This is a genomic window from Desulfoluna butyratoxydans, from assembly GCF_900699765.1.
GTDB classification, from domain to species: domain Bacteria; phylum Desulfobacterota; class Desulfobacteria; order Desulfobacterales; family Desulfolunaceae; genus Desulfoluna; species Desulfoluna butyratoxydans.
Window position 1 is genome coordinate 43,444 of the sequence record NZ_CAADHO010000002.1, and the last position, 25,328, is coordinate 68,771.

Genomic DNA, 25,328 nt, shown 5'->3' on the forward strand with positions numbered 1-25,328 from the left:
CATGACCGACCTGTTGCCTCTCATAGCGGCCAAATACAACTACTGGATCTACACCATCCTCATGATGATCGGTCTTTATGCCATGATCGCCAAGAACAACCTGGTGAAAAAAATCATCGGCATGAACATCTTTCAGACTGCCATCATCCTCTTTTACGTCTCCATCGCTTACAAAAAGGGGGGGACCCTGCCCATCATCATGGGCGACGCCCACGGAGGAGGCCACGCAGCCGTCCACGCGGCGGACTACATCAACCCCCTTCCCCACTGCCTGATGCTCACGGCCATCGTGGTCTCTGTTGCCACCCTCGGCGTTGCCCTGGCCCTGGCCATCAAGATCTTTCGGCAGTACGGCACCCTGGAAGAGGATGACATCAACCACCAGATTCGCATGCAGGCAGGACAGTAAGAATGACACAGCATTTTCCGGCACTCCTGATTATCATACCGCTGCTGTCGGCGCTCATCGTCTCCGCCATGGGGTGGATCGACCGGCGCTGGTGCTTTCCCCTGGCCGTGGCATCCCTGGCCGGGGCCCTGGCGGTTTCCGTCGGCCTCTGCGCCCAGGTCATGGCAGCAGGCCCCATTGTTTACAAAATGGCGGGATGGCGCCCTCCCATCGGCATCGTCTACGTCATCGACTATCTGAACGCACCGGTCCTTGTGGTGATCCTGTCCGTGGCGCTCTTAAACCTCATCAGCGCCAAGACCTGGATCGAGAAGGATTTTTCCGACAAACTCAGCGCCTACCTGGCCCTGTACCTTCTCTTTCTGGCCGGCATGGTGGGCATTGTGGCCACCGGCGACGCCTTCAACCTCTACGTTCTCCTGGAGATCGGCTCCCTCACCGGCTACGCCCTCATCGGCCTGGGCAAGGAGCGGGCCCCGCTGTCCAGCCTCAACTACCTCTTCATGGGCACCATCGGCGCCTCCTTTTACCTTCTGGGCATCGGCTACATCTACATCGCCACCGGTACCCTGAACATGGCTGATATCGCCCGCCTGATGCCCACCCTTGCAGGCTCGGGGACCCTTTTCCTGGCCCTGATCATCTGCATGGCCGGGCTCTTTGTGAAGATGGCCCTCTTCCCTCTGCACGGCTGGCTGCCCAACGCATACAGCAACGCGCCCTCGGCTTCCGCCGGGCTCATTGCGCCGCTGACCACCAAGGTGATGATCTACGCCATGGTACGGGTGGGACTCACGGTCTTTACCCCGGAGTTCACCTTCTCCCGGGCCCTGCTCTCCGAGGCCATCGTCTGGCTGGCGGTGGCGGCCATCGTCACAGGGTCCCTTCTGGCCCTGATGCAGCGACGGCTCTCCCGGATGCTCACCTACATCATCGTGGCCGAGGTGGGCTACATGGTGGGGGGCTTCTGGCTGGGCAACACCTCCGGCGTCACCGGCGCCACCCTTCATATCATCAACGACGCTGCCATGACCCTGACCCTCTTCATGGCCGTGAGCGCCATCGTCTGGAAGCTGGGAAGCGATCGCTTCGAAGACCTCCAGGGGCTCTTCGGCAAGATGCCCTTTACCATGACGGGCTTTGTCCTGGCGGCCCTGGCCGTCATCGGCATCCCCCCCACCTGCGGGTTCTTCAGCAAATGGTACCTCATCACCGGCGGCATCAACGCCGGGCAGTGGGGATTTGTGGCCGCCCTTCTCTTCAGCAGCCTGGTCAACGCCGTGCTCTTCTTCCGCATCTTTGAGATCGCCTTTTTCGAGCCCTTTGCAGAAGGCCACGGCCACCACGACCACGGCCCCGTCATGAGCGAGGCCCCGGTCACCATGGTGGTGCCCCTTCTCCTTGCGGCCCTTTCACTCATCGCTTTAGGTCTTTTCACCGGCGACATTGTCACGAAACTCATTCAGCTGGCCATACCGGCAGGGATTGCATAGATATGGAACTGCTTTACTCAGTCAAACCCCTTGCTGCGATTCTCGTCTCCTTTTTCGTGGTGCCCATCATCTTCTCCGCACGGTCCGAGAACGTGCGTGAGGCATGGACCTTTGTCGCAGCAATTTTAAAATTCGCCATTGTCCTGTCCATGCTTCCCTTTGTCTTAAAGGGAGGGCAGATCGCCTGCACCCTGGCCGAGGTGCTCCCCGGGCTGGCCATCGAGTTCAGGGTGGATGCCTTCGGCATGCTCTTTGCTCTGGTCTCCTCCAGCCTGTGGATCGTCACCTCCATGTACTCCATCGGGTACATGCGGACCTTGAAAGAGCACGGGCAGACCCGCTACTACGCCTGCTTTGCCCTCTCCCTGTCCGCCACCCTGGGGGTCGCCTTTGCAGGGAACCTTCTGACCCTCTATCTCTTCTACGAGATGCTCTCCTTTGCCACCTACCCCCTGGTGACCCACCACCAGGACCGGGAGGCCAGGAGCTCGGGCAGAAAGTACATCACTTATATCCTGGGGGCCTCCATCGGCCTGGTGCTTCCGGCCATGCTGGTGATCTACAGCCAGACCGGCACCTTTGAGTTCGCCCCCCAGGGATTTATGAGCGGCCACTTCTCCCAGGGCGCCATGGCCGTGCTGCTGCTTATGTTTGTCTTCGGCTTTGCCAAGGCAGGGGTCATGCCCTTTCACTCCTGGCTGCCCGCCGCCATGGTGGCGCCCACGCCGGTCTCGGCCCTGCTCCACGCCGTGGCCGTGGTAAAAGTCGGGGTCTTCTGCGTGGCCCGGGTCATCACCGGGGTCTTCGGCACCAAGATGCTGGCCGATATGGGCCTGGGCACCCTGGTCTGCTACGTGGCCTCCTTTACCATCATTGTCTCGTCCCTCATCGCCCTGTCACAGGACGGCCTGAAACGGCGGCTGGCCTTCTCCACCATCGGCCAGCTCTCCTATATCATCCTGGGGGTGGCCCTGCTCTCGCCGTCCGGCATGACCGGCGGCATGCTGCACATCGCCATGCACGCCTTCGGCAAAATCACCCTCTTCTTCTGCGCCGGGGCCATCTTTGCCGCCTCGGGCATCAAGAACATCAGCGAGATGGTGGGCATCGGGCGGCGCATGCCCATCACCATGTCCGCCTTCCTGCTGGGGTCTTTGTCCGTCATCGGGCTGCCCCCATTGGGAGGTTTTATCAGCAAGTGGAACCTTGTCATCGGCACCCTGGAGTCCGGCCAGATCTTTTTCCTCTTTGTGCTTTTGGCCAGCTCGCTTTTAAACGCCGCCTACTTTCTGCCCATCTCCTACAAGGCCTTCTTCTGCACCGACGAAGAGGCCATGTTTGAAAAGAAAGTGGACGAGGTGCCCACCTGGTGCCTGGTGCCCCTGTGCATCACGGCCACCTGTTCGGTGATCTTCTTCTTCTATCCCCAGCCGTTCCTGCAGCTGGCGAAAATGACGGTGAGCACCATTATCGGCGCTCCCATGCCCTAAGGTTCAGAGGTACGATATGACGTCAGACAACACACTTTTCAGCAGCCCAAAAACCTTAAAGACCGTGATGGTCATTTTCGCGATCTTTCTGGGATGCCTGCTGGGGGCCGACTTTCTCATTCACCCCCACGCATCGTTTACCGTCGACGGATGGCCCGAGTTCAACCCCATCTTCGGGTTCCTCTCCGGCCTGGCCCTGCCCGTCCTCGCCCTGGGACTCTCGTTCCTGGTGAAAAACGGAAAATAACAGGTAATCCTTACAGGAGATGTTCGATTCCATGACACTTTCCATGCCTTATATAGATATCCCCCCGGCCCTGATCATGGTGGCCGGGGCCCTGGCCCTGCCCATCCTGAAAGGGCGCTTAAGGTCCGCCTGGATGACGGTCCTGCCCCTTCTGGCCCTGGTGACCCTGCTCTCGGTGCCCAACGGCACCCACTGGACAGTCCCCTTCCTGGACTACCAGCTCGTCTTCGGACGCATCGACGCCCTCTCCCGCGTCTTCGGCACCATCTTCTGCATCGCCGCCTTTGCCGGCAGCGTTTACGCCATGCACGAAGACGACGCCCTGGCCCACACCTCGGCCATGATCTACGCGGGCAGCGCCGTGGGCGTGACCTTTGCCGGTGATTTTTTCTCCCTTTATGTCTTCTGGGAGTTCATGGCCGTGGCCTCCACCTTCCTCATCCTTGCCCGGCGCACGGATAAAGCTCAGAAGGCGGCCTTCCGCTACATCATGATCCACATCCTGGGGGGGCTCTCCCTCATGGCGGGCATCGTCCTCCAGATTCAGGAGACCGGTACCATCGCCTTTTCGGCCATCGAGCTGGCCTCGCCTGCCTCCTGGTTCATCTTCGTGGGCGTGGCGGTGAACGCAGCGGTCTACCCCATGCACGCCTGGCTCAAAGACGCCTACCCGGAAGCCACGGTGACCGGCGCGGTGTTCTTAAGCTCCTTTACCACCAAGAGCGCCGTCTACACCATGGCCCGCATCTTTGCCGGAACCGAGATCCTTATCCCCTTGGGCCTTGCCATGGCCCTGATTCCCTTGTGCTATGCGGTCATTGAAAACAACATGCGACGGGTCCTGGCCTACAGCCTCATCAACCAGGTGGGCTTCATGATCGTGGGCATCGGCATCGGCACCGACCTGGCCATCAACGGGGTGGCGGCACACGCCGTCTGCCACATCCTCTACAAGTCCCTGCTCTTTATGAGCGCAGGGGCCGTGATTCACCAGACCGGCAAACAGAACTTAAGCGAGCTGGGGGGCCTCTTCCGCTTCATGCCCTGGACCGCCACCTTCTGCATCGTGGGGGGCCTGGCCATGTCCACCCCCTACTTCTGCGCCTTTGTGAGCAAGTCCATGATCATCTCGGCAGCAGCCCACGAACACCTCACCCTGGCCTGGTTTATTCTCCAGTTCACCGCCGTGGGCGTCTTTGCCTATGTGGGCATCCGGGTGCCCTTCCTCACCTTCTTCCACAGGGATTCCGGCTTAAAGCCCTCTGAAGCCCCCTGGAACATGCGCATCGCCATGGGCTTTACCGCCCTGGGCTGCGTCTACGTGGGCATCCACCACGAGGTGCTCTACAACATGCTCCCCTTTGCAGCAGACTACGAGCCCTACACCGCGGCCCACGTCATCGGCCAGCTCCAGCTCCAGTTCTTCGGCACCCTGGCCTTTCTCCTGTTGCTGGCCAAGGGGCTCCTGCCAAAGCTCTCCAAGGCCACCTTTCTGGATACGGACTGGTTTTATGCAGGCGCGGGGCGCGTCCTCTACGTGATTTTCGACAAGGTGCTCAACGGCATCAACGCCGCCTGCGACGCCCTGTTTGTCAAAGGACTCACCGGACGTGTCAACCGATTCGCCCAGGGAGCGCCCGAGTCCATTGCCGTGGCCCTCATGGCCCCCTTTACCCATCTCTTCGGCAAGGGGAACCCCAGCCAGGCGGACGTCTCCGACCGGGTGAGGCTGGCCTTCAGGACAGGTACCGTCCCCTCCGGGGTCGGCGCCTTTATCGCCGTACTTTTCATCTTCCTGCTCTACGCCGTCAGAGGATAGCCCACGCGGGGTGAGGGGACCTTGCCGGTCCCCTCGAAAACGGACACCACAACCCGGCTCTTTGAAGCTGCAAGCCCAACACGAGGACAACAGATCATGATCTCACGAGACGATATAAAAAACGCCTTTCTCTTCTCCACCCTTCCCGATGAGCTGGTGGACCGCATCATCGCCATCTCCAAACCCCGTTCCTTTGAGGAAGGAGAGGTAATCTTCGCCGAAGGGGGCCAGTCCGGCACCTTCTACCTGGTGCGCTCCGGCACCATCCTCATTGAGCAGGAGATGACCCGCCACATGACCGTCACCGTGGCAACCCTCAACGCTGGCGAATGCTTCGGCTACTCCTCCCTCATGGAGGAGATGTCCTTCAGCACCACGGCGGTCAGCTCCGAAGCCTCCGAGGTGATCCTCATCGACGGCAAGGCCCTGGTCGAAATCATGGAAAAGGACCACAGCCTGGGCTACCTTATCCACCGACAGATGGTCCAGATGATGGCAGGACGCCTCCAGCGGCGCACCGAACAGTTCCTCCGCGCCCTCTCCACCCACCCGGAGATCCACGAACTCGAAAAATCGTAAAACGCCTCCGGCGGCAAGGTGAGCCACCTTGAAAGCTGGTTGCATTCACATTCTTCACGGGCGCAGCCCGTCAGCACATGTGATGGCCCTGAGGAACGAAGGGACAGAGCATGTGCGATCCTGGGGTGCAGGGGATTTATCCCCTGCCCGCCGGAGGCTTTTTTGGTTTTTTACCGGAGGGATGAGTAACGCTAACTCTTGAAGAAAAACAGGATTGCGGAGACCAGGGGCGGAAAAAGGGAAAGGGCCACTTCGCGGCGTTTCGGGGTAAAGGCGTGGGTGTGGCGCGCGGCCATGACGGCCAGGTAAAAAAGGGCCAGCACAGGAAGGGCCGGAACAAAGGCACCCAGGGTCCAGGCGGCTGAAACGGCCAGGAAAAGGCCGAGGACTGCAGCGGGGATTCCGGCGATCCGGTCCGGAAGGGAGAAGAACCGGGAGGCGCTGCCCAGAAATACCACCATGAACCAGTCGGCCACGCCGAAAAAGGGATGGAGGGCATCGGTGCCGGGGCTGGGAAACTTCATGAGGAGTACTTCGGAGAGAGGGTAAAGGCCCTGTCGCCCCCCGGTGTAGTAAGCAGCCACGTCCTGGGCAATATGGTGGGTGGGGCCCACAAGAAAACTCACGGCATCGGCACACACCATCACACTCACCAGGGGCAGCAGCTCGGCAGGGGATTTTAAAAAACGTGGCAGGTAGCCCGCCGCCACAACAACAACCAGAAGCTGACCGCAGGTGCTCAATGCCTCCCAGCTAAGCCGAAAAGGCAGGCCAAACCGAAGGGCGGTCCAGCTGCCCGCCGTGATCATAAACCCCACCGCCAGGATCCCCCAGCGGTGCAGCGCCGGAACTTCTGGAACGGCCACACGGCGCACACACCACAGGGAAACCGCCCACAAGGCCACGAGGATCAATGCAAGAACCGCCAGTCCCCCCACAAACCCCGAGACAATGCCCAGACGCCCCATAAGGGCGGCCCCCGCCATGGAGACGCCCCACCATCCGGCCACCAGCACCAGGGCAGCCCCAAGTCCGCTGTATAAAGAAGATTTCATGGCGGTCATTACACCACAAAGCACTCGAACAGGCACAGAAAAAAATAAAAAGCACGCCTCCGGCGGGCAGGGGATAAATCCCCTGCACCCCAGGCTCGCACATGTTCTGCCCCTTCGTGCCTCAGGGACATCACATGTGCTGACGGGCTTCGCCCGTGCTACATACGAGGGCAAAATTTCTCATTAGAAACGTTTTTTGCGGAGCTTTTTTTCAAAAAAGCGACCCGCCGGAGGCAAAAAAAACACCCACGCTCTGCCCGCAGGATGCGGGCAAAGCGTGGGTGTCGATAACTTGATCAAGGGCCAGGCGTTACTCGGCGACCTTGGAACCCCAGGTCTTGAGGGTGGCCATGCCGCCCTGGACGCTCACGGTGTTGGTGATGCCCATTTCACGCAGGTTGATCTGGGCCTCAAAGGAGCGCACGCCGGTGTTGCAGACCAGGACCACCAGTTTGTCTTTGGGGACCTCTGCAATGCGGTTTTTGATCTCTCCCTGGGGAATGGTATTCCACTTACCGGAGAATTTCTCCTTAAAGGGGGTGGAATCGGGCAGCTCGCGGCAGTCGATAAAGACGCAGTCGCCCTCTTCCCAGAGCCCTTCGAAGGTGGCCAGGGGAATGGACTGAAGCAGGCCGTCCACAGCGTTGTCCGCCACGTTGGCCAGGGAGTTGACGATGTCCATGGCAGAGCTGAAGGGCGGGGAGTAGGCAAACTCCAGATTGCTGATGTCTAAAATGGTGGGTTTGTACTTCAAGGTGGCTGCCACTGCGTTGATGCGGCCCACCATGGCATCGCCGCTGCCGGCAAAACCCTGGATACCGAGAACCCGCTTGGTGGCCTTTTCCACCACCAGCTCCAGGAACATCAGTTCCTTTTCGGGGTAGAAGTGAGCGCGGTCCAGCTGGCACATGGAGACACTGATGGCGTCGATGCCGGCTGCTTCCGCGGCCTTGAGGGTCAGACCACTGCCCGCAAGGGACTTATCGAAGAGCTTGACCACAAAGCTGCCCACCGGGGCTTCGGTGGTGGCGTTGCCGCCTGCCAGGTTGGTGCCGATGACGCGGCCCTGGCGGTTGGCAAGGGAACCCAGGGGATAGACCCCGGGGGCACCGCTCACGGCGTGGTTGAGCTCGATACAGTCGCCCCCGGCGTAAATATTGGGATCCGAGGTCTCCAGGCGCTCGTTGACAACGATTCCGCCGGTGGGGCCCACTTCCAGGCCGGCTTCCCGGGCCAGTTCGCCGTTGGGGTTGATCCCCACGGCCATGATGACCAGGTCAGCTTCCAGGGTGCGCTTGTCGGTGACCACCCGCTGGACGGCTCCCTCCTCGCCTTCAAACCCCTTGACGGTTTCTCCGAGGTAAAAGCTCACCTCGTTCTCTTCCATGGAGCGCTGGGCCATATGGGCCATCTGCTCACTGACAACCCCCGGCATGATCTGGTTGCCGATCTCCACCACGGAGGTCTCGATGCCCCACATGTCGGCCAGGGCTTCGGCCATTTCCAGGCCGATGAACCCGGCACCCACGATGACGGCTTTTTCCACCTGTCCGGCGGCCACGAGCTTCTTGATCTCCATGGCGTCTTCAAGGTTGCCCACGGCGTGAATGTTGGCAAGGTCCTGGCCCGGAATCTTGAGATCCCGGGTGCGGCTTCCCGCGCCGATGACCAGCTTGTCGTAGGGGTAGCTCTTCTCCACTCCGTCCTTGCCCTTGGCCCAGACCACCTTGGCCTCCCGGTCGATGCGGGTCACCAGGGTTCCGGTGACCAGGGCCTCGAAGCCTTTGATGGTCTTGAAGAACTCTTCGTTACGAACCATATGATACGCGGTGCTCTGAAGGGCCGTATGATCCGCCACATCACCGGAGACATAGTAGGGAATGCCGCAGCCTCCGTAGGAGATGTAGTCATCTTTGTCGATGAGGGTCACATGGGTCGAGGGGTCGATGCGTTTCACTCGGCAGGCAGCCTTGGTCCCCAAGGCAACGCCGCCGATGACAACAACTCGTCTTGACATTTTCTTGTCTACCTTTTTGCTTGTGCTTATCGCCACTGGCCCGGCGTCGCGGGACTCACTGACCCTGTCCCGGGGCGTCGCGCCCAACACGCTGAAATTGCGTCTCCCGGCCTGAAAAAGAGCCTGGTTTATGTACAAAACCAGCCACCTCGTCAGCCCGGCCACCACACGGTTGTAGTATCTTATCCTCTGAATTACAAGAAAAACAAAGGTGAGGCAAAGCCCGCAAGGGTTTGCCCTCTTTTGAGACTTTGACGGGCCTGACCACAAACCCGGATGGGCGTGTTTTCAAAGGGGGTTGCCAGAACGCAAAAAACCGGTCATGGGACTCCCACAACCGGTTTGACCAACGCACACGACCCGCATCTTGCCAAAGGGGCCTCAGACCCTCAGGTGATGCTTCTCCCGCTTCAACAGATCCGAAGCATCGTTGAGGGTGGGAACGTCAAAGATGGTCAGGCCATTCTCTTCAAAGATGGCATCCACCATCTCCTTGAGTGTTTTGGGCATGCCGTCTGAGATACGAATGATACGGGAAACGCTCATCTGAGCCAGGGTGCAGGCCACTTTGCGGATATGGAAGGCGTTTTTTTTGTCGCCGTTTTCCCGGATACGGCTGATGTCCACGATAATGTCGCACTCACTGCGAAGGGAGTCGAGAACGGAGAGGATGTGGTTGGAGAACTGTTTGGCACCTTTGTAATCAAACTCACCGGCCATCTTGACGTAGAGGCGGTTTTCAGCGGTGAACCCCCGGATGGCCCACATGGCGGTACGTGTGCGCCCCACCTTGCTTTCGCCCTTCTTCTCGCGCTCCAGCTCCTTGATGCGGCGCTTGGCCCAGAGGATCTCCTTTTCACGCTCGTCGACCTCTTCCAGGAGGTTGAAGATATCCTGTAAAATCTCCTCCTCGCCCAATCCGTCCAGGTGGTTCGTCCTGTATTTTTCAGCAATACTGGAAAGTCGACTCTCCATATCGGCCATGCCTGTCTAACCCCGCTTTAAGGCGTTCATATCTATTCTCTTGACTTTATTATCGGATTTACACTATTTTTTTTTAGCTTCTTTTGGCTTTTTTTTAACAATCCTTCGATAAAATCAGGCATATGCTGACATTCCAAGAGCTTCTAGACCTTGTCAAGGACAACGAAATAAAATCTCGTAAATTCAATCAGGTTGAAACCAAAATCCTGACGATTTTGAATTTCAAGGACCTGTTTGAAACCCTCCTTTCCGAAATATCCAAGCAGTTTAACATCCCGTATGTTTGGATCACCCTGGTCAAGGGGAGCGATACATCCAGGCTCCTCCTCAAGGCCTTCGGGTCATCGGAACTCCTGCCCGAACGGGTTAACCTGGCGACACGCTCCCAGTTCCAGGGGCTTCTGGGGACCGGTACCACCCCCACCCTCGTCAACCAGGATATCCACGAGTACCGGGCACTGATCCCCCCCACCAGCAACTGGCTGATCCGTTCCATGTCCATGTCGCCCATCACCCTGGACGGTGAAGTGATCGGCTGCCTCAACCAGGCTGACGTCTCGTCAGACCGATTCTCTCCGGACAAGGACCCGGTCCTCCTCGCCCAGCTGGCCTTGAAGTTTTCCCTGTGCCTCTCCAATGTGACGGCCCATGAGAAATTGCGCCTGCTGGCCTTTAACGACCCCTTGACGGAACTTCTGAACCGACGGGCCATGGAACATGCCCTGGAGCAGGAGTTTCGCCGGGCCATCCGCTACAACCGGGAGCTCTCCGTGGCCTTTCTCGACCTCGACAAGTTCAAGGCCGTGAACGACCGCTACGGCCATGACGCAGGGGACAAGGTCCTCATGGACGTGGCCAGGGCCCTGTCCCGATACACACGGGAGAGCGACATCCTCTGCCGGTTTGCCGGAGACGAGTTCGTACTGGTCCTTCCAGAGACCACCCTGGACAAGGCCCAGGCCATGATGACTCGCATCCAGGATGAGATGGCGGCCATGCCCATCCCCATCAACGGCCACACCCTGCACCAGCACGTCAGCTTCGGCATCGCCTCCCTGCGGGTGGAGAACACCCCCACCTACCCGGCCCTTCTTAAACGGGCAGACAAGGCCCTGTACCGAAACAAAACGCGCCTCAAGCCGGTGTGTGAGGTCACCCCCTAAACCGACAGAACAGATCACCAAACAAAAAAAGCCCGCGGCATGAAATGCCGTGGGCTTTTATGTGCAACAGGTCACAGCCACCTCCTGAGCAAACGCTCCTTGGCTGTTACTAACTGTTCATGCAGAGGGACCGGAAAGGGCGGATGCCCTTTACGGATTTACGCGTCGGTTGCTGCGCTTTCGACCTTGGGAGCGGTAAACTCCACAATAGCCATGGACGCTGCGTCACCGGCACGGAAACCGATTTTGGTCACTCGAGTGTAGCCGCCGTTTTTACCGCCGAAGCGTGCGGGAGCTTCTTCGAAAAGCTTGTGCACAACTTCTTTTTCCATAATAACGGCCATTGCCTGACGTCGGGCGTGGAGGTCTCCACGCTTGGCCAGGGTAATCATTTTATCCGCCCAACGACGAAGCTCTTTGGCTTTGACGTCGGTGGTTTTGATCCTCCCATGCTTGAACAGAGAGGTCACCATATTGCGAAACATCGCTTTGCGATGGGCAGAAGTCCTGCCCAGCTTAACGCCTGCTTTTTTATGTCTCATTTCCTCTTACTCCCCTTCAGCTCCGTCTTCCTCCTTCGGGCTGAAACCGTCAAGTTTCATACCGAGGGAAAGTCCCATCTCCGCCAAGACCTCTTTGATCTCATTCAGAGACTTCCGACCGAAGTTCTTGGTTTTGAGCATTTCGGCTTCGGTTTTCTGCACGAGCTGATAGATCTTGATGATGTCGGCATTTTTCAGGCAGTTGGCACTACGTACCGAGAGTTCAAGCTCATCCACATTTCTGTAGAGGTTTTCGTTGAAATCTCTGTCCCCACCCTCTTCACTGACGCTGTCGTGTTCAGGCTCGATATCCTCATCAAAGTTGATGAAAGGACTCATCTGCTCTTTCAGGATTTTAGCGGCGTAAGCCACGGTGTCCTCAGGAAGCAGACTGCCGTCCGTCCACACCTCGAGGGTCAGCTTGTCGTAATCGGTTTTCTGCCCCACGCGGGAGTTGGAAACCGTGTAGTTGACCTTTTTGATGGGGGAAAAGACGGTGTCGATGGCTATGGTCCCGACCGGTGCGTCCTCGTCCTTGTTATCCCTGGCCAAAGCGTACCCGCGCCCCACTTTAACAGTGAGGATCATGTCGAGTTTACCGCCCTCGTTCAAGGTCGCAAGATGAAGATCTGGATTGAGGATCTCCACCCGGCCATCAGGACTGATGAGGTCTCCGGCGCACACCTTGCCGGGGCCTTCGGCCTTCAGCTCCAGGGTGCGCGTCTCGGTGTCGGTCACCTTCAACTTAATCTCTTTAATGTTGAGAATCAGCTCAGAGACATCCTCAAGAACCCCGGGAATCGGAGAGAACTCATGCAGAACATCCTCAATTTTGACCGACACGACGCCGGCACCGTAAAGGGATGAAAGGATGATCCTCCGGAGGGCGTTACCGATGGTAATGCCGTATCCCCTTTCAAGAGGTTCGCATACAAACTTACCGTAAGTTGAACTGCCGGACAGCAGCACTTTGTCCGGACTGATCATCTCACGCCAGTTCCTGTATATCATTTCGTTTGATGTCATATTGATCTCCAGAATTGTGCCAAGAACAACAGTTTACTCACGTTAAAAGGCTCCGCTACTTGGAGTAGAGCTCGACGATCAACTGTTCCTGAATCGGCAGGGTGACGTCTTCGCGTACAGGAAGATTTACAACTCTGGCTTTCATGTTATCTTTGTCCAGTTCAAGCCACTGGGGCACGCCTCGGCGAACCACGGCGTCAATGGCGTCCTGCACAAACTGAACCTTCTTGCTCTTTTCACGAATTTCGACCACATCGTCTTTGCGGACAATGTAGGAGGGGATGTCAACCTTGCGGCCGTTCACGAGGAAGTGCCCGTGGCGTACGAAGTGACGTCCCTGGGTGCGAGAGTTGACAAAGCCGAGTCGGTAGACCACGTTGTCAAGTCTGCATTCGAGGGCCTGAAGCAGGTTGGTGCCGGTGATCCCTTTTTTCTGGTCCGCTTTCTTGAAGATGATGCGGAACTGCTTTTCGGAGACACCGTAAATGCGTCTTACTTTCTGCTTTTCCCTGAGCTGGATGCCGTAATCGGAAAACTTGCTGCGGCGCTGGCCGTGCTGGCCGGGTGCGTAGCTGCGTCGATCGAAGCTGCATTTGTCTGAGTAGCAACGATCGCCTTTAAGGAAAAGCTTCATGTTTTCACGTCTGCAGAGACGGCAGACGGAACCCCTGTATCTAGCCAAATCCTCCTCCTTTGATACTCGGAATATTTGGTATCATGTTCAAATAGTCTTTTTTAAACTCTTCTCTTCTTCGGGGGGCGACAGCCGTTGTGAGGAACAGGGGTGACGTCCCTGATCTTGGTAATCACAAAGCCTGCAGCCTGGAGAGAGCGGAGAGCCGATTCCCTGCCGGCGCCGGGTCCCTTCACTTCTACTTCCACGGTTTTCATGCCGTGTTCCTGAGCCTTTTTGGCCGCATCTTCAGCAGCCAGCTGGGCAGCAAAAGGGGTGCTCTTGCGGGACCCTTTAAAGCCGTGCATACCGGCACTGGACCAGGAAATGACGTTACCATTGGTGTCGGTAACAGATACAATGGTATTGTTAAATGTGGACTGGATATGAACCACTCCACTGGATATGTTCTTTCTGACCTTTTTCTTCTGTCGTGCGCGTGTCTTCGCCATGACGCTTAAAAGCCTCCTTTAATCGTGACCAGGTGTCCCAAGCTGCACCTACTTCTTCTTCTTAACGGCAGCTCGTCTGGGGCCTTTACGGGTACGTGCGTTGGTTTTGGTTCTCTGTCCATTGACAGGGAGGGATTTACGATGACGAAGTCCACGGTAGCAACCAAGATCCATCAAACGCTTGATGTTCATGGACACCTCAGTGCGGAGTTCACCTTCCACACGGTAGTCTGCATCAATGGTCTTCCTGATAAGGTTGACGTCGGATTCGGTCAGATCCTGAGTCTGTGTACTCGGGTCAATATCGTGCTTAGAGAGAATCTCTTTGGAAGTGGAGAGCCCTACACCATAGATGTAGGTGAGCGCGATATCGATTCTTTTTCTTCTGGGTATGTCTACCCCTGCAATCCTTGCCAAAATTTATCCTCCTCTATCCCTGTCTCTGCTTATGACGTTTGTTTTCGCAGATAACCCGTACAACGCCGTGACGACGAACAACCTTGCACTTAGGACATATCTTTTTTACTGAAGCTCTGACTTTCATTTGGGTTATACTCCCTCGTCTTATCCTTCAAATTTCGTAAGGATACCTACTTGGAACGGTAGGTGATTCGTCCTCTGGTCAAGTCATAAGGCGACAGTTCAACGGTCACCTTGTCCCCGGGTAGAATCTTGATAAAATGCATGCGCATTTTACCCGAGATGTGAGCCAGGATCTGATGCTTGTTTTCCAGTTCCACTTTGAACATTGCATTGGGCAAAGTCTCAAGTACAGTTCCCTGTACCTTAATGGGCTCCTCCTTTGCCATAACTCTCCTCCCACGATAATCGCATCTGTCTGGTCCAAATGGGTTAAAACGGCTCACACCGCTTTCGACCAGATTGCAGAGTTTACCTTACGAATGATATCCAAATATCGAGTATCTCACACATTGCAACTCAACCGGCAGTTCCATGGAGAGGTGGCCACGAAACAAAAAAAACCAGCATGATGTGATACTACACTCGCAAATGGATGACAACCCCTTTTTTCCGGACACCTCGAAATAGGCGCCCGGTGCAAAGGGGTGACCATCCATATACGTTCTAAACTTACCTGTCGCTATCGGCGACCTTTCATCGCTTTGCCGTCCCCGAGAAACCCGCTGTAGTTTCGCATCACAAGATGCGATTCCATCTGGGCAACGGTATCGATGGCAACACCCACCACAATGAGGAGGGCCGTGCCGCCGAAGTAGAAGGGAACGTTGGCCTTGGTGATCAGCATGGTCGGCAGCACGCAGATGGCGGAGACGTAAACAGCCCCCACGACGGTGATGCGGGTCAGCACCTTGTCGATGTAATCCGCGGTGCGCTTGCCGGGCCGGATCCCGGGGATGTACCCCCCGTTCTTTTTCATGTTCTCAGCCACATCCGTCGGGTTGAACTGGATGGCGGTGTAGAAAAAGCAGAAGAACACGATGAAGGCCACAAAAATGACCGTGTAGAGCACGCTGCCCGGAGCCATCAGGTCACTGATGGTTTTCATCACCGGAACGTCGGGAAAAAACGAGGCAACGGTGGTCGGGAAGACGATGATGGAGGAGGCGAAGATGGGCGGGATCACACCGGAGGTGTTGATCTTCAGGGGCAGATGCGAGCTCTGCCCCCCGTAGACCTTGCGGCCCACCACGCGTTTGGCATACTCCACAGGGATCCGGCGCTGAGCCGTCTCCATGTAGATGACAAACCCGATGACGCCCACCATCATGGCAACGAGCATCAACACCTCAAAGAGGCCCATCTGATCATTGCTGATCAGGTTGAACACGTTGGCAACCGCAGCGGGCATGCGGGCAATAATCCCTGCAAAGATGATGAGGGAGATACCGTTCCCGATGCCACGCTCGGTGATCTGCTCACCCAGCCACATGATAAACGCGGTGCCGGCCGTCAGGGTGATGACGGTCATGATGCGAAAGCCCCAACCCGGTGAGGTTGCGGCGTGCATGGCTTCCAGGCCCACACTGATGCCAAAGCCCTGGATCACGCTCAAGAGCACCGTCCCGTACCGAGTGTACTGGGTGATCTTCTTCTGACCCTGCTCCCCCTCCTTCTTGAGCTGCTCGAGGTGGGGGACCACCACGGTCATCAGCTGAAGGATAATGGAGGCGCTGATATAAGGCATGATACCCAGGGCAAACACCGAGAGTCTCTCGAGTGCCCCCCCGGAGAACATGTTGAACATGCCCACGATGCCCTCGCCGTGCGTGCGAAAGATCTCGGCCAGGGAGTCGGGGTTAATCCCGGGTGTTGGAACGTGCACACCGATGCGGTAGACGAGCAACAGCATCAGTGTGGTAACGATCCGTTTCTTCAATTCCGGCAATTTGAATAGGTTCTGGAATCCGCTGGTCGTCATATGGTCTTAGGCCTCTACTGTTCCACCTGCTGCTTCAATTTTCTCTCGGGCGCTCTTGGACACCTGGCACTCTTTGATGGTGAGCTTCATGGTGATCTCACCGTTGCCGAGGATCTTGATGCCGTCACGACGGCCTTTAACGAGGCCAGCCGCTACGAGAGCCGCTTCATCCACCACCTGGCCCTCTTCAAAGCGGGCAAGGTCCTTGACGTTCAAGATGGCGAACTCTTTTTTGAAGATGTTGGTGAAACCGCGTTTGGGAAGACGCCTGTGGATGGGCATCTGGCCGCCCTCAAACCCGGGGCGGACGTTGCCGCCGGAACGGCTCTTAAATCCCTTGGTACCACGACCAGCGGTTTTGCCCCAACCGGAGCCTACACCGCGACCGATACGCTTGCGCGCTTTAACCGAGCCTTCGGCCGGTGACAGTTCATTAAGCTTCATTGGCGTTCTCCTCCACTTTCACAAGATGAACGACCTTGGAGACCATGCCTCGAATGGAGGGGGTGTCTTCCAGCTCGACTGTTTTGTTCATCTTCGTCAGGCCCATGCCTCTGAGTACCTTGCGGTGCTTTTCGGGTCGGCCGATCATGCTTCTGACAAGAGTGATTTTCAGCTTCTGTGACATTTGCTAACTCCCCCGATTACAGATCTTCAGGTCTCAGACCCCTGCGTCGGGCCACCTCTTCACGGCTCTGGTTTGCTTTCAGGCCGGCGATGGTGGCTTTGACTACGTTATGGGGGTTGTTGGAACCCATGCATTTGGTCAGAATGTTTTTCACACCCACGGCTTCGAGGACGGCGCGAACAGCACCGCCGGCGATGAGGCCGGTACCTTCGGAAGCGGGCTTGAGCAGCACGCGACCGGCACCGAACTTGCCGATTACCTCAGAGGGGATGGTCCCATTCACGAGATTTACCTTCACCATGTTTTTCTTGGCGGCTTCCACGCCCTTGCGGATGGCTTCGGGAACCTCACCGGCTTTGCCGAGCCCGAAGCCGACGCTGCCCTCTCCGTCACCGACGACAACAATGGCACTGAAGCTGAATCTGCGACCACCCTTGACGACCTTGGCGACGCGGTTGATATAGACAACCTTGTCGATCAATCCGTTATCTTCTGTGTCTTTCTTAAACAAAGGACGCCTCCTTCAGAATTAAAATTCCAGTCCTGCTTCACGAGCCCCTTCTGCAAGGGATTTCACACGACCATGGTAGATGTAACCGCTGCGATCGAAAACGATGCTCTTGACACCTTTTTCCATGGCCTTCTCCGCGACAAGCTTGCCGACCATCTTGGCCTTGGCAGACTTATCGGCACCCTCTTCTGCGCTGTAGCCTTTACCGACGGTGGACGCCGATGCAAGGGTCACACCGGCAGTATCGTCGATGAGCTGCGCATAGATGTGCTTGGCGCTGCGAAACACACAGAGACGGGGACGTTCCTGAGTTCCGACAATCTTCTTACGGATCCTGATCTTTTTTTTGAGTCGCTTCTCTTTGCGAGAGTTTGTAGTACCCATATCTTTATCCTGTATATGATAAGCTGAACCTTGGCGGGACCTGAAGAGTCAGGTCCCGGCCACACCATAGCTGGCGCCACAAAGTCAGGCTTATTATTTTCCTGTCTTTCCAGCTTTCCTCTGGATGTGCTCGTCGACATATTTGATCCCCTTGCCCTTGAAGGGCTCGGGGGGACGAACGTCACGGATGTTGGCGGCAACCTGCCCCACCAACTGCTTGTCGGCACCCATGATCTTCAGGATGTTCCTGTCCACCTTGGCTTCAATGCCTTTGGGGAGATCATAGCTGACAGCGTGAGAGTATCCGACGTTCAGGATGACCGTCTGACCTTTGACTTCCACCTTGTAGCCGATACCGTTGACCTCAAGGGCCTTTTCAAATCCAGTGCTGACGCCAGTCACCATGTTGGCGGCGATGGCTCGGACCATACCATGATACGCTCCCGCATCACGAACGTTGTCGATGATTTCAACGGAAATGACGTTGTCCTCAATCTTCAGGTCCACTACAGGATGAATCTCCTGTTCCAGCTTGCCTTTGGGGCCTTCAACCACAAGTTTTCGATCCGCATAGGCCGCCTTGACGGATGCAGGCAGCACAATGGGCTTTTTTCCAATTCGAGACATAATGTCGCTCCCTTGCTACCAAATATTGCAGAGAATCTCGCCGCCGAGTTTCTGCGCTTTCGCCTGCTTGTCGGTCATCACACCCTTGGAGGTGGAGACCACGGCCACGCCGAGTCCGTTGAGGACCGGTTTCAGGTCCTTGTACTTTGCGTACATACGTCGGCTGGGCTTGCTCACTCTAGTGATTCCGAAAATGGCGTGCGTACCTTCCTGGTCGTACTTAAGGTACAGCCTCAGCATGCCCTGCTTTCCGTCGTCGACAAACTTGTAGTTTTTGATGTAGCCCTGTTCCTGAAGAACCCGTGCAATCTCCACCTTGATCTTGGATCCGGGGATATCGACTTTGGGGAACTTGGCCTTGCCGGCATTGCGGATGCGTGTCAACAAATCCGCAATAGGATCACTCATCGTCATGATTAACTCCGTTGAATAGTACTGTAAAGGTTTATACCAGTATCGAGGGTAAAGGAAAAAATCCCTTACCAGCTCGACTTAGTAACACCGGGTAACTTGCCGTGCGATGCAAGGTTCCTGAAACAGATACGGCAGATACCGAACTTTCGCATGTAAGCCCTGGGCCTCCCGCACATCGGGCATCTGTTGTTCGCACGGACTTTAAACTTGGGCTTGCGTTCGGCTTTCACCATCATTGATTTCTTTGCCACAGCTTTCTCCTTGCAGACTTCCTTGCGGGGACTCGGTCTCCCTTATCGCCCCCTTCATGAAGTCAGGTCTTTTTCCTCTAATTCCGGAAAGGCATTCCAAGGAGCCTGAGAAGCTCTTTGCCTTCCGCGTCGTTCTTGGCAGTGGTCACGATCGTGATATTCAGCCCCTTGATCTGATCGATTTTATCGTAATCGATTTCAGGGAAAATAATCTGCTCACGAACGCCCAGAGAGTAGTTGCCTCGGCCGTCGAAGGCCTTGCCGGAAATACCGCGGAAGTCCCGAACGCGGGGAAGGGAGATGTTGATCAGCCTGTAGAGGAAATCCCACATCTTCTCCTTGCGCAGGGTCGCCATGCACCCAATGGGCATGCCTTCGCGCAGCTTGAAGGCTGCGATGGACTTCTTGGCTTTGGTGATCACCGGCTTCTGACCGGAAATGGTCGCCAGCTCGGCAGCTGCCGAGTCGAGGATCTTTCCGTTCTTGATGGCTTCGCCCAGGCCCATGTTCAGGACAACCTTCTCAACCTTGGGAACCTCCATGAGGTTTTTATACCCGAAGGTTTCCATAAGCTTGGGAACCACTTCTTCCTGATACTGTTTTTTAAAATCTGACATTTACATCCTCCGCCTTGGCCCTAAGCTTCGATGGTTTCATTGCATTTTCTGCAAACACGGACCTTCTTACCATCTTCCAGGACCTTCATCTTTATCCGGACGGGGTTGAGGCAGTGGTTGCACATCAGCTGAACATTGGACAGGTGAATGGGCGCCTCGGCTTCAATAATACCGCCCTGGGTGTTCTTGAAGTTAGGCTTCTGGTGTCTCTTCACCTTGTTGATGTTCTCCACAACAACCCGGTTTTCCTTCCGGATGACTTTGAGGACTTTGCCGATCTTGCCCCTGTCCTTTCCGGTAAGAACCTTAACTTTATCATCTCTACGGATATGAGATTTTTCACTGTTCATAGTTTGTCTCCAAAATAGCGACCGGGTTCTTTTCCGGCATTAAAGGACTTCAGGAGCCAGTGAGATGATACGCATGAATCGCTTCGCCCTCAGCTCCCTTGCCACCGGGCCGAAAATACGCGTTCCGATGGGTTCCTGGCTCTGATTGACCAGTACCGCGGAGTTCTCGTCGAAACGGATGTAAGATCCATCGGCTCGTTTGATGGCCTTCTTCGTGCGTACAATCACGGCCTTCATCACATCGCCTTTTTTTACCTTGGCGTTGGGAATGGCCTCCTTGACAGACACGACGATGATGTCGCCGACACCTGCGTATCGCTTTTTGGAACCGCCCAATATCTTGATGCAGTACAGCTCCTTGGCACCGGAGTTGTCTGCCACGGTCAATCTAGTTTCTGTCTGAATCATCGTTGTCTTCCTTCTTTATCAAACCGCCTTTTCAACAATCTTGCTGACGCGGTGCCGTTTGCTTTTGCTCAGGGGCCTGCACTCGGTGATGACGACCTTGTCGCCGATGCCGCATGCGTTCTCCGCGTCGTGGGCTGCATATTTGTTGTGGCGCTTGATATATTTCTTGTAAAGAGGATGCTTAACCAGCCTTTCCACAAGAACGACGACGGTTCGATCCATCTTATCGGACACCACAGTTCCCTGCAGCTGTCTCTTCATTCCTCGTTTTTTCATAGCGGTAACTAGTCTCTACCTTTAGAAAGTTCAGTTTTCCCGGATGACCGTCTCGACCTTGGCAATGTCCCTGCGCACGCTTTTGAGCATGGAGGTCTTCTCAAGCTGCCCCACGCCGTGCTGGAAGCGCAGGTTGAAGTGCTCTTCCTTGAGGTCCTGAAGTTTCGCCTTCAGATCATCCTTGCCCATGGCACGAATATCTTTGATCTTCATTAGTAGTCGCCCCTCTCAATAAAACGTGTTTTAATGGAAAGCTTGTGGGCGGCAAGACGCATTGCTTCGCGAGCCAGATCTCTGGGAACACCTTCGAGTTCATAAAGGATCTTGCCGGGTTTGACAACGGCAACCCATGCCTCGGTGGAACCTTTACCTTTACCCATTCGGACTTCGGCAGGTTTCTTGGTGATGGGCTTGTCCGGGAAAATCCGGATCCACATCTTTCCGCCACGCTTGACGCGACGGTTCATGGCAATACGGGCAGCCTCGATCTGGCGTGCGTTAACGTAGCCGCACTCCAGGGCCTGCAGCCCGAATTCGCCGAAGCTGAGGGTGGAGCCACGGTAGGCTTTCCCCGTCATTCTTCCACGCTGCTGCTTTCTGAATTTGACCTTTTTAGGACTCAGCATTTGGAAACTCCTTCATTATCCTGTCAAAGCAAGGGCCACATCAGTCCTTACCCAGGATCTCTCCTTTGAAAATAAACACTTTGATGCCGATGACCCCATAGGTCGTATGGGCTTCGGCAAAACCGTAGTCGATATCCGCACGGAGGGTATGAAGGGGCACCCTGCCTTCCCGGTACCATTCGGTACGGGCCATTTCAGCGCCACCCAGACGGCCGGCACAGATGATCTTGATGCCCAGTGCGCCGAAACGCATGGCCGAGGAGACGCAGCGCTTGATGGCGCGGCGGAAGGCCACACGGCGCTCCAGCTGGAGGGCCACATTTTCAGCCACCATCTGGGAGTCAAGCTCGGGACGTTTGATCTCCTGAATGTCGATCATCACGTCGCGCTTGTCCCCACCGGCAGAAATCAGCTTCACCAGGTCGGTCTTGAGCAGACCGATCTCAGAGCCCTTCTTGCCGATGACGATCCCGGGGCGGGCAGTGTGGATGCGGAGGCGGATCCTCTTGGAGGATCGCTCAATCTCTACCTTGGAAATACCGGCATGGTACAGTCGCTTTTTGAGAAACTTGCGGATCCGGAAATCTTCCATGACAAAATCCGCATACTGCTTGTCGGCGTACCAGCGGGAATCCCAGGTCTTGTTGATTCCGAGTCTAAGTCCTATTGGATTTACTTTCTGGCCCAACTTTTTATCTCCTTTTCGTTACGCCTCATCAGCCACGACGACTGTGATGTGACTGGTTTTCTTCAGGATGCGGGATCCTCTACCGCGCGCTCTGGCCCTGAACCGCTTCAGGCTGGGCCCTTGGTCAACCGTGATATTCTTAATAAAGAGCGCGTCAACGTCGAGTTCGTTGTTGTGATCGGCGTTGGCGACAGCTGACCGCAGAGTCTTCTCGACGATTGCAGCGGCTTTCTGAGGCATAAATTTGAGCGAATTGATGCCTGATTCGACAGGCTTCCCCTTCACGGCGCCGATAATCTTCCGCACCTTCTGAGGAGAAATTCGCACATACCTTGCTACAGCTTTAACCTCCATTGTAAGTCATCCTCTACTTAAAGGTTTGCGGGGCGCTATTTGCCCTTGGTCTTTTTATCAGCCGCATGCCCCCAGTAGGTGCGTGTCGGTGAAAATTCCCCCAGTTTATGGCCAACCATATTCTCGGTAACGAATACCGGAATGAATTTACGACCGTTGTGTACTGCAAGCGTCAACCCTACCATCTCGGGGAAGATGGTAGATCGTCTCGACCATGTCTGGATGACCTGGTTGGATCGGCTTTCCTGAGCCAAGAGCACTTTCTTGACAAGCTTTGCATCAACAAACGGCCCTTTCTTAAGCGAACGTGGCATTTTGTCTCCTGTTCTTAATCTTTCAAATTACCCGTAATTGCTTTACGCGAGCCTGTTACTTCGTGCGTCGCTTCACGATGTAACGGTTGGTGGTCTTGTTCTTTCTGGTGCGGAAGCCCTTAGAGGGTACGCCCCAGGGTGAACAGGGGTGACGGCCGCCGGAAGAGCGTCCTTCACCACCACCCATGGGATGGTCAACAGGGTTCATGGCCACACCGCGGACACTGGGACGAACGCCCATCCAGCGGGTACGGCCGGCTTTGCCCTTGTTGATGCTGCTGTGCTCTGTATTTCCAAGTCGCCCGATGGTCGCCTTGCACGTGGCAAGGACCATGCGTACTTCACCGGAGGGAAGTCGAACCATGGCGTAGGCCTTCTCTTTGGCCATCAGCTGTGCAAAGGTTCCGGCGCTGCGAACGATCTGCCCACCTTTGCCCACCTTGAGCTCAATGTTGTGGATCTGGGTACCCAGGGGAATGTTCTCCAGGGGGAGGCAGTTCCCGGGCTTGATGTCGGCCTCGGGGCCGGACATGATCTGATCGCCTACATTGAGGTTGATGGGGGCCAGGATGTACCGCTTCTCGCCATCGACGTAGTGAAGCAGGGCAATCCGAGCGCTGCGGTTGGGATCGTATTCGATCGTCGCTACTTTAGCAGGGATACCGACTTTGTCACGCTTGAAGTCGATGACCCTGTAATGTCTCTTGTGTCCACCACCCTTGTGACGGCAGGTAATCCGGCCGTTGACGTTACGACCGCCGCTTTTCTTCAGGGGCCGCAGCAGACTCTTTTCGGGTTTGTCGGTGGTAATCCCTTCAAACGTCGAATATTCCTGGTGCCTGCGGCCAGGTGATGTCGGTTTGGTTTTTCTAATTGCTGCCATTTATCGCTCCCGGTCTATACGCCTTCAAAGAATTCAATGGTACTTCCAGGCACCAGCGTCACAATCGCCTTTTTCCAGTCTTTGCGCTTTCCGACGATTTTGCCTCTCTGCTTGACCTTGCCCTTCACGTTAACCGTGCGGACATCTTCCACGCCGACTTTGAAGATCTTCTCGACAGCCTTCTTGATCTCAATCCGGTTGGCCTTCGGGGCGACTTCAAAAGATACCTGGTTCAGCGTCTCTTTCTGAATCGTGGTCTTTTCCGTGTTCAACGGCTTGATAATGATATCGAATGTATTCATGCTGAAAGCCTCCCTTCGATGCCTTTGATGGAAGACTCAATGAGGACCAGCTTGTTGTACTTGAGAATATCATACACATTGAGGCCCTCGGTGCGGATCACCTTGACGCCTTTGATATTGCGCGCTGACAGCTCAAATTTGATATCTTCCGCGTCGGTCACGATCAGAGCGTTGTCGACCTTAAGGTCGGTAAGGGCCTTGACAACGGTCTTGGTTTTGATCTCGTCCACTCCGAAGGTATCGACAACCATGAGGTTATCGCCCTGGAAACGGCTGGAAAGAGCCATTTTCAGTGCAAGTTTCCGCACCTTCTTGGGCACTTTGTACGCCCAGCTTTTGGGCTGGGGGCCAAAGATCACCCCGCCACCACGACGCAAGGGCGACTTGATGGAGCCGGAGCGGGCGTTGCCGGTACCCTTCTGCCGGTAAAGCTTTTTGGTGCTACCGGTAATATCGGAGCGGTTCGTAACAGATGCAGACCCGGCGCGCCGGTTGGCCAACTGCATCTTGACCACTTCGTGAAGGACACTTCCTTTTACGGCTACATTGAAGATATCGTCCGCAAGCTCAGCCTGCGAGACCTTATCTCCTGTAACATTCAGTACATCAACGACAGCCATAACTTCCCTCGTTTTTTATTTTCATGCACCCACTTCGCAGGGTCCCTGCGGTTGGGCACACGTTGATGTTCATCGTTTACTTGCCAAACTTCGGCTTCTTGATCTCAACAAGACCGGACTTGGCACCGGGAATGCAGCCCTGAATGAGAACCACATTTTCGTCGGCACGAATGTCCACAACGGTCAGGTTTCGAACGGTCTTTCTGACGCCGCCGTACTGTCCGGGAAGCTTCTTTCCTTTAAAAACCTTGGCAGGCCAGGCGCTGCAACCGATGGAGCCGGGGGCCCTGTGGTTACGGCAACCGTGGGTCTCGGGGCCGCGGGAAAACCCGTGGCGCTTGATGGTACCTGAGAAACCGCGGCCTTTGGAGGTTCCGGTCACGTCCACGAGTTCACCAACCTCGAACATCTCGGCGGTGATTTCCTGGCCCAGGGAGTACTCAGCGGGATCAGCCACTTCAAACTCACGGACATCGGAAAAAAAGCTCTCGCCGCTCTTGGCGAAGTGGCCCTTCAGGGGCTTGGTGGTGTGCTTTGCTTTTTTCTCACCGAATCCGAGCTGAACGGCGTTGTATCCGTCCGTGTCCACGGTTTTGATCTGAGTTACGACGCAGGGGCCTACCTGTACTACAGTGACGGGGATGTACCTCCCGTCTGAGGAGTAGACGCCTGTCATCCCCAATTTTTTACCCAAAAGTCCTCTACTCATTGGTAATATACCCCTT

Annotated in this window: 38 protein-coding genes; 7 read left to right on the forward strand and 31 right to left on the reverse strand. The window is 55.9% G+C overall.

Annotation, left to right across the window (positions count from 1 at the left end):
- Position 1: 1 nt before the first annotated feature.
- The 6 genes from MSL71_RS05220 (at position 2) to MSL71_RS05245 (ending at position 6,037) form a co-directional block, all read left to right on the forward strand.
- Positions 2-409, forward strand: coding sequence for a cation:proton antiporter subunit C (locus tag MSL71_RS05220; protein ID WP_180137637.1), 408 nt, complete (start codon positions 2-4; stop codon positions 407-409).
- 2 nt (positions 410-411) lie between these two features.
- Positions 412-1,902: a complex I subunit 5 family protein gene (locus tag MSL71_RS05225; RefSeq protein ID WP_180137638.1), complete on the forward strand. Its 1,491-nt coding sequence runs from the start codon at positions 412-414 to the stop codon at positions 1,900-1,902.
- A 2-nt stretch (positions 1,903-1,904) separates the two neighbouring features.
- Entirely contained in the window at positions 1,905-3,392 is a 1,488-nt protein-coding gene (locus tag MSL71_RS05230; RefSeq protein ID WP_180137639.1) for a monovalent cation/H+ antiporter subunit D family protein, read from the forward strand.
- A 16-nt stretch (positions 3,393-3,408) separates the two neighbouring features.
- Positions 3,409-3,639, forward strand: coding sequence for a hypothetical protein (locus MSL71_RS05235; protein WP_180137640.1), 231 nt, complete (start codon positions 3,409-3,411; stop codon positions 3,637-3,639).
- A gap of 31 nt (positions 3,640-3,670) precedes the next feature.
- Positions 3,671-5,458, forward strand: a complete 1,788-nt coding sequence (locus tag MSL71_RS05240) for a Na(+)/H(+) antiporter subunit D (protein ID WP_180137641.1) — start codon at positions 3,671-3,673, stop codon at positions 5,456-5,458.
- Positions 5,459-5,554: 96 nt separating this feature from the next.
- Positions 5,555-6,037 carry a Crp/Fnr family transcriptional regulator gene (locus MSL71_RS05245; RefSeq protein WP_180137642.1) on the forward strand — a complete coding sequence of 161 codons (483 nt, stop codon included), beginning with the start codon at positions 5,555-5,557 and terminating at the stop codon, positions 6,035-6,037.
- Between the two features lie 191 nt (positions 6,038-6,228).
- On the opposite strand, the gene MSL71_RS05250 is transcribed toward MSL71_RS05245, so the two are convergent.
- From MSL71_RS05250 to MSL71_RS05260, 3 genes are all read right to left on the reverse strand, one after another.
- Positions 6,229-7,092: a hypothetical protein gene (locus MSL71_RS05250; protein WP_180137643.1), complete on the reverse strand. Its 864-nt coding sequence runs from the start codon at positions 7,090-7,092 to the stop codon at positions 6,229-6,231.
- A gap of 310 nt (positions 7,093-7,402) precedes the next feature.
- A complete protein-coding gene (locus tag MSL71_RS05255; RefSeq protein ID WP_180137644.1) occupies positions 7,403-9,109 on the reverse strand; it encodes an FAD-dependent oxidoreductase in 1,707 nt (568 codons plus the stop codon).
- A gap of 381 nt (positions 9,110-9,490) precedes the next feature.
- Positions 9,491-10,084, reverse strand: a complete 594-nt coding sequence (locus tag MSL71_RS05260; RefSeq protein ID WP_180137645.1) for a hypothetical protein — start codon at positions 10,082-10,084, stop codon at positions 9,491-9,493.
- 131 nt (positions 10,085-10,215) lie between these two features.
- Between MSL71_RS05260 and MSL71_RS05265 the strand changes: the two genes are divergently transcribed.
- Positions 10,216-11,256, forward strand: coding sequence for a GGDEF domain-containing protein (locus MSL71_RS05265; RefSeq protein WP_180137646.1), 1,041 nt, complete (start codon positions 10,216-10,218; stop codon positions 11,254-11,256).
- Positions 11,257-11,414: 158 nt separating this feature from the next.
- Here MSL71_RS05265 and rplQ read toward each other — a convergent pair whose 3' ends face one another.
- The 28 genes from rplQ to rplC form a co-directional block, all read right to left on the reverse strand.
- A complete protein-coding gene (gene rplQ / locus MSL71_RS05270) occupies positions 11,415-11,798 on the reverse strand; it encodes a 50S ribosomal protein L17 (protein WP_180137647.1) in 384 nt (127 codons plus the stop codon).
- A 6-nt stretch (positions 11,799-11,804) separates the two neighbouring features.
- Positions 11,805-12,824 carry a DNA-directed RNA polymerase subunit alpha gene (locus MSL71_RS05275; protein WP_218950962.1) on the reverse strand — a complete coding sequence of 340 codons (1,020 nt, stop codon included), beginning with the start codon at positions 12,822-12,824 and terminating at the stop codon, positions 11,805-11,807.
- A 55-nt stretch (positions 12,825-12,879) separates the two neighbouring features.
- Positions 12,880-13,506, reverse strand: a complete 627-nt coding sequence (gene rpsD / locus MSL71_RS05280) for a 30S ribosomal protein S4 (RefSeq protein WP_092214354.1) — start codon at positions 13,504-13,506, stop codon at positions 12,880-12,882.
- A 53-nt stretch (positions 13,507-13,559) separates the two neighbouring features.
- Entirely contained in the window at positions 13,560-13,949 is a 390-nt protein-coding gene (gene rpsK / locus MSL71_RS05285) for a 30S ribosomal protein S11 (RefSeq protein ID WP_092214356.1), read from the reverse strand.
- 48 nt (positions 13,950-13,997) lie between these two features.
- The gene (gene rpsM / locus MSL71_RS05290) at positions 13,998-14,366 is read right to left on the reverse strand and encodes a 30S ribosomal protein S13 (RefSeq protein ID WP_180137648.1); all 369 of its coding nucleotides are present in this window, start codon (positions 14,364-14,366) and stop codon (positions 13,998-14,000) included.
- Between the two features lie 13 nt (positions 14,367-14,379).
- Positions 14,380-14,493, reverse strand: coding sequence for a 50S ribosomal protein L36 (gene rpmJ, locus MSL71_RS05295; RefSeq protein ID WP_092214360.1), 114 nt, complete (start codon positions 14,491-14,493; stop codon positions 14,380-14,382).
- 46 nt (positions 14,494-14,539) lie between these two features.
- The gene (infA, locus tag MSL71_RS05300; RefSeq protein WP_092214362.1) at positions 14,540-14,758 is read right to left on the reverse strand and encodes a translation initiation factor IF-1; all 219 of its coding nucleotides are present in this window, start codon (positions 14,756-14,758) and stop codon (positions 14,540-14,542) included.
- Positions 14,759-15,051: 293 nt separating this feature from the next.
- Positions 15,052-16,350 carry a preprotein translocase subunit SecY gene (secY, locus tag MSL71_RS05305; protein WP_180137649.1) on the reverse strand — a complete coding sequence of 433 codons (1,299 nt, stop codon included), beginning with the start codon at positions 16,348-16,350 and terminating at the stop codon, positions 15,052-15,054.
- A 6-nt stretch (positions 16,351-16,356) separates the two neighbouring features.
- Positions 16,357-16,794 carry a 50S ribosomal protein L15 gene (gene rplO, locus MSL71_RS05310; RefSeq protein ID WP_180137650.1) on the reverse strand — a complete coding sequence of 146 codons (438 nt, stop codon included), beginning with the start codon at positions 16,792-16,794 and terminating at the stop codon, positions 16,357-16,359.
- Positions 16,784-16,978, reverse strand: coding sequence for a 50S ribosomal protein L30 (gene rpmD / locus MSL71_RS05315; protein WP_180137651.1), 195 nt, complete (start codon positions 16,976-16,978; stop codon positions 16,784-16,786). The genes rplO and rpmD overlap by 11 nt, the downstream gene beginning before the upstream one ends.
- A 16-nt stretch (positions 16,979-16,994) precedes the next feature.
- Positions 16,995-17,489 carry a 30S ribosomal protein S5 gene (gene rpsE / locus MSL71_RS05320; protein WP_180137652.1) on the reverse strand — a complete coding sequence of 165 codons (495 nt, stop codon included), beginning with the start codon at positions 17,487-17,489 and terminating at the stop codon, positions 16,995-16,997.
- A gap of 18 nt (positions 17,490-17,507) precedes the next feature.
- On the reverse strand, positions 17,508-17,873 hold the full coding sequence (gene rplR, locus MSL71_RS05325; protein WP_180137653.1) for a 50S ribosomal protein L18: 366 nt from the start codon (positions 17,871-17,873) through the stop codon (positions 17,508-17,510).
- A gap of 93 nt (positions 17,874-17,966) precedes the next feature.
- Complete coding sequence (rplF, locus tag MSL71_RS05330) at positions 17,967-18,500, reverse strand: 50S ribosomal protein L6 (RefSeq protein WP_180137654.1); 534 nt, start codon at positions 18,498-18,500, stop codon at positions 17,967-17,969.
- Between the two features lie 15 nt (positions 18,501-18,515).
- Positions 18,516-18,914 (reverse strand): 30S ribosomal protein S8, encoded by a 399-nt coding sequence (rpsH, locus tag MSL71_RS05335; protein WP_180137655.1) that lies wholly within the window; start codon positions 18,912-18,914, stop codon positions 18,516-18,518.
- A gap of 65 nt (positions 18,915-18,979) precedes the next feature.
- Positions 18,980-19,150, reverse strand: coding sequence for a type Z 30S ribosomal protein S14 (locus tag MSL71_RS05340; RefSeq protein ID WP_281374462.1), 171 nt, complete (start codon positions 19,148-19,150; stop codon positions 18,980-18,982).
- A 92-nt stretch (positions 19,151-19,242) separates the two neighbouring features.
- Positions 19,243-19,782 (reverse strand): 50S ribosomal protein L5, encoded by a 540-nt coding sequence (rplE, locus tag MSL71_RS05345; RefSeq protein ID WP_180137657.1) that lies wholly within the window; start codon positions 19,780-19,782, stop codon positions 19,243-19,245.
- Between the two features lie 20 nt (positions 19,783-19,802).
- Positions 19,803-20,132 carry a 50S ribosomal protein L24 gene (gene rplX / locus MSL71_RS05350; RefSeq protein WP_180137658.1) on the reverse strand — a complete coding sequence of 110 codons (330 nt, stop codon included), beginning with the start codon at positions 20,130-20,132 and terminating at the stop codon, positions 19,803-19,805.
- Positions 20,133-20,171: 39 nt separating this feature from the next.
- Positions 20,172-20,540: a 50S ribosomal protein L14 gene (gene rplN, locus MSL71_RS05355; protein ID WP_180137659.1), complete on the reverse strand. Its 369-nt coding sequence runs from the start codon at positions 20,538-20,540 to the stop codon at positions 20,172-20,174.
- An 18-nt stretch (positions 20,541-20,558) separates the two neighbouring features.
- Positions 20,559-20,816 carry a 30S ribosomal protein S17 gene (gene rpsQ, locus MSL71_RS05360; RefSeq protein WP_180137660.1) on the reverse strand — a complete coding sequence of 86 codons (258 nt, stop codon included), beginning with the start codon at positions 20,814-20,816 and terminating at the stop codon, positions 20,559-20,561.
- 30 nt (positions 20,817-20,846) lie between these two features.
- A complete protein-coding gene (gene rpmC, locus MSL71_RS05365) occupies positions 20,847-21,029 on the reverse strand; it encodes a 50S ribosomal protein L29 (protein ID WP_180137661.1) in 183 nt (60 codons plus the stop codon).
- Positions 21,029-21,442 (reverse strand): 50S ribosomal protein L16, encoded by a 414-nt coding sequence (gene rplP / locus MSL71_RS05370; protein WP_092214385.1) that lies wholly within the window; start codon positions 21,440-21,442, stop codon positions 21,029-21,031. The genes rpmC and rplP overlap by 1 nt, the downstream gene beginning before the upstream one ends.
- Before the next feature lie 40 nt (positions 21,443-21,482).
- Positions 21,483-22,130 carry a 30S ribosomal protein S3 gene (gene rpsC / locus MSL71_RS05375; RefSeq protein ID WP_180137662.1) on the reverse strand — a complete coding sequence of 216 codons (648 nt, stop codon included), beginning with the start codon at positions 22,128-22,130 and terminating at the stop codon, positions 21,483-21,485.
- An 18-nt stretch (positions 22,131-22,148) separates the two neighbouring features.
- Complete coding sequence (gene rplV / locus MSL71_RS05380) at positions 22,149-22,484, reverse strand: 50S ribosomal protein L22 (RefSeq protein ID WP_180137663.1); 336 nt, start codon at positions 22,482-22,484, stop codon at positions 22,149-22,151.
- 35 nt (positions 22,485-22,519) lie between these two features.
- Entirely contained in the window at positions 22,520-22,798 is a 279-nt protein-coding gene (gene rpsS, locus MSL71_RS05385; protein WP_092214391.1) for a 30S ribosomal protein S19, read from the reverse strand.
- A gap of 55 nt (positions 22,799-22,853) precedes the next feature.
- Entirely contained in the window at positions 22,854-23,681 is an 828-nt protein-coding gene (rplB, locus tag MSL71_RS05390; RefSeq protein WP_180137664.1) for a 50S ribosomal protein L2, read from the reverse strand.
- A 14-nt stretch (positions 23,682-23,695) separates the two neighbouring features.
- Complete coding sequence (locus MSL71_RS05395) at positions 23,696-23,983, reverse strand: 50S ribosomal protein L23 (protein WP_092214396.1); 288 nt, start codon at positions 23,981-23,983, stop codon at positions 23,696-23,698.
- Positions 23,980-24,603 carry a 50S ribosomal protein L4 gene (gene rplD / locus MSL71_RS05400; RefSeq protein WP_180137665.1) on the reverse strand — a complete coding sequence of 208 codons (624 nt, stop codon included), beginning with the start codon at positions 24,601-24,603 and terminating at the stop codon, positions 23,980-23,982. The genes MSL71_RS05395 and rplD overlap by 4 nt, the downstream gene beginning before the upstream one ends.
- A gap of 76 nt (positions 24,604-24,679) precedes the next feature.
- Positions 24,680-25,312 carry a 50S ribosomal protein L3 gene (gene rplC / locus MSL71_RS05405; protein WP_180137666.1) on the reverse strand — a complete coding sequence of 211 codons (633 nt, stop codon included), beginning with the start codon at positions 25,310-25,312 and terminating at the stop codon, positions 24,680-24,682.
- Positions 25,313-25,328: the final 16 nt, after the last annotated feature.